Source organism: Thermocladium sp. ECH_B (genome assembly GCA_001516585.1).
Classification (GTDB): Archaea; Thermoproteota; Thermoprotei; order Thermoproteales; family Thermocladiaceae; genus Thermocladium.
Genome location: LOBW01000113.1, coordinates 1 through 3567 on the forward strand (window position 1 = coordinate 1; position 3567 = coordinate 3567).

The window sequence follows — 3567 nt, forward strand, 5'->3', positions numbered from 1 at the left end:
TCCGCGATAATATACATGACTTACTACCCAATCGCTGCAGTTATTATTGGAATAATCGTTTCCTCCTTCTTCACTTACCTGACTGTTAGGTACTCCCTGCTGCTCGTGAGGGTAATGGGTCAAAGCATGTTGAAAATGATAGGCAGATTCTTCAGCTTAATAATAGCATCTTGGGCAGTTCAATTAATAATAGAGGGAATCACTCACTTTGTTTAGCGTTATCCACTATTAAATAAACATCCTAAAGGAAGTACAAAATGGAAGACAAGTCTCACTCCTCCTAGAGGCGGGATAAAGCCTAAGCCCTGGTGTTGGTGGGGTAGTTAGCTTCCCCTCAATCAGTGGGGAGTGAGAGGCCGCCCCGCAATGCCAGGGGAACGAGTGGCGCCCTTAATGGGGCGTAACCCTCTACCTCGGGGAACCCTTTAGGGCGGGGAGGGGTCAGAAAGTTGCCGAAGGGGTCGTTAAGGCATTAGTGGAAAAATTTAAGACGGAGGAATACAAGGAGTTTTTGAAAGAAGGCAGGTGGTACACTTACTTATTAGGTAAGGCTAGCAAGACGCTCTCTAAAAACTGGGTTATTGGGTTTTAGACGGATGGAATGCCGGTTACGATTTACGCGTATGGGGATTTCATGAGAGAAAATACTCTGCAGAGTATGTTAAAGTCTCCTTAAAAAGAATAGAAGAAATGCTCATTGAGGCAAAGAAGTTATTTACTTGACGTGCATTCCTCAATGAAGGCTATAACGTAGGAGTATTCCCTAGCCTCAGACTCTGGATCGGCTATTGCGTGTCCGGAATCATTAACAAATAGCATGATGTCGTTTCCCAGTTCTTCTGACTTAGCTACGTATTTTAATGCGTGAGCAGGATGAACTCTATCGTCATTAATTCCAGTATATACGAAAGTCTTTGGTAAGCCTTTCTTCAGATTATGATAAGGACTATACGAAAGTAAGTAATCTCTGTACTTAGGATCGTTTGGGTCTCCGTATTCCTCAACCCAATATTTTCCTACGTAAAGTTTATCATACCTCAGCATGTCCAGCACTGGATGTCCAATTACTGCGCAGTCTATGACTTCAGGATATTCATTTTCCGTAGCACCTACCAAAAGTCCGCCATTGCTTCCTCCCATAGCAATAGTTTTACCGCCTAAGCTCTTCACTAACCTAAGGAATTCAGAAAAGTCCTTGAACACGTTTTTCTTATTAGGCAACATTCCTGCCTTGTGCCATTCTTCTCCGTTTTCGTAACCTCCCCTCAAGTTGGTGATTAAAACAGAGTACCCTTCGTCAAGTAATGGTCTTGTAGACATAGGAAATGAAGGGAGTAAAGAAATTCTGAATCCTCCATAGCCATAAACTATAACTCCCTTGGGATTATTAGTCTTGGACAGGAGGAACCCGTGGAGTAATACGTCTCCTTTAACATAGATGTCCGTAACTTTTACGTCATAATTGCCGTATTGCATTATTGTTTCGCTTTTCTCCTTAGCTATCCTTGAAATCCTAAACTTATAATTGAACGAAGTTTCTACTATAAATAAGGAATGTCCTTCACTATCCATAAACTGGATATTATCGTGTATTTCTTCACCTATCTTATTCCCATTAATGTCATAAAACAATAAAGGAGTTCTATAATCCTTTATAACTTCAACAGCCAAGGTTTCTTTAAGAGAAGAGACTCCTAAAATTGGATAATTAGATTTTATTACCTCCTTACGGTTAAGATATACTGAATCGTTCCTTTGATAAATTAAATTTCCTTGAGCATAATCAATTACGTCTATTACTTCTCCCTCGTCAATCTTCTTAAGAGAATCAAAGCTTTCTCCTGCATATAGTTCGCTATATCTCCAGCCTTTTCTCCTGATTAGCGTTATAAAATCTCCGAAAGTTCTAATTGATACAAATTCTCCTGGCTTTAAATCCTTACCGTAAACTATATCATTACCGCAAAATACCCTATCTGATGGGTATTCTCCACCGTCAGGGGGAGGAGAATAACGATAGCTCTTTACGTAACATAACTCTCCTTTAAAATAGAAAGGGGATTCTACCATTTCTCCTAATTCCGTGGTTTTACCGTCAGGAGAAATTAGGAAAGTTATAATCTTATCACTTCCTTTCTTTTCTATACTAACTCCCATCTCCTTAGAATTGTAAACTTTCCAGACTGAGGAAGCTATGTAATCCTTTGGTGAAGTGTAAATTACTTTATTGCCTAGGAGTACCTGGTTTTTCTCACCATAGAGTAGAATAACTGGGTTATTTTCGTCATATGCAAACATGCCTAGAACGTAGGGTTCCTTATAAATTTCTAAAAGCTTTGGGTAAAGCTCCTTTGTTCTTTTACCTAGTTTTTCCTCTGTTTTCTTATTTTCCTTCTCTATAAACGATTTTGTCCTTTCACCATTTAAATCTTCTAAGTACTCGAGTTCATCCATAATATGTAAAAGATGAACTATTTAAAAACTTGAAGACTGGTTAAGACTTGCCGCCATGCAGGTAAAACTTTAAGTTATCCGTTACCTATATATTTGTGAAGATAGTCCTCGGGACCCCGGTCATAGGTGCGCGTCCACGGCCATGGATAGAGCTTAACTTGCCTATTCCAATATTGGTTAATTCATTTAACTTAATTAAGCGAAGGCCAAGTCCAGGGGATGCGCCGCTTCACTCATTAATGCAGCATGAAGGAGAGGTTTGGCTTGATTCCGGCGGTTATCAATTCCTCAAAAGAGGCATGGAGATCGGCGTGGATGATATAGTGGATATATATTCCAGGTACTGGGACGCCCAGGCTTACCTGAGCTTGGATTATCCGCCATCTCCATTGGATTCAAGGGAAGAGGCTTGGCTAAAGATGCGGAGAAGCTTGGCTAATTACGTTGAATTAAGCAAGAGGCTCCCCGGCTTCAATATTGTGCCCGTGATTCACTTCTATAGGGATGTTAATTTATCAATGGACATGCTGAGGATGGCTCTGGATCATGGCCCATCCATGATAGCCATAGGAGCATTGGTTCCATACATATTGATGACCCATAATGTGCCGAAGAATTCTCGGAGAATGGCTTTGGAATTCATCATGAGGGTCAAGGAAAATCACCCCAAGGTTCACGTGCTTGGACTCGGCAGTCCAATAATAACGCCAATATTGAGGGCGCTGGAGTTGCATTCCACTGATACAGCTACGTGGAGGCTTAAGGCGGTTTACGGCAAGGTAATGATGCCTGGAGGAGGNGAACGACATGTGACTGGACGTGATATTAAGTTCGGTAAGAAGGAGGCGACGCTTAATGACATCAATGAATTATATGGGTTCCTCAAATCCACTGGATTCCCAATGCTTGATGATTTCTGGGCGAAACTTGATAACTTCGAGTACAGAGCACTAATCAATGCGTGGGTAGTATTNATGAGCAATAAGCCGCCCAGCCACGGCGTGTTCAGCATCATGTATAGGGAATTAATGGAGACGCTTCGNGGAAAGCAGTTACCGAACGCTTGATTAGGGAATAAACCTCGCCCCTTAAGGCAGGGATATAGGCCAGTAG

General features: G+C 41.4%; 2 protein-coding genes and 1 pseudogene. 2 read left to right on the top strand and 1 reads right to left on the bottom strand.

Annotated features, from left to right (window positions below):
- Positions 1–216: pseudogene (locus AT710_09380) on the top strand.
- 495 nt (positions 217–711) lie between these two features.
- Here AT710_09380 and AT710_09385 read toward each other — a convergent pair.
- Complete coding sequence (locus AT710_09385; GenBank protein KUO90194.1) at positions 712–2454, bottom strand: peptidase S9; 1743 nt, start codon at positions 2452–2454, stop codon at positions 712–714.
- A gap of 95 nt (positions 2455–2549) precedes the next feature.
- Between AT710_09385 and AT710_09390 the strand changes: the two genes are divergently transcribed.
- A complete protein-coding gene (locus AT710_09390; protein KUO90195.1) occupies positions 2550–3521 on the top strand; it encodes a hypothetical protein in 972 nt (323 codons plus the stop codon).
- The last annotated feature ends 46 nt before the right edge of the window (positions 3522–3567 follow it).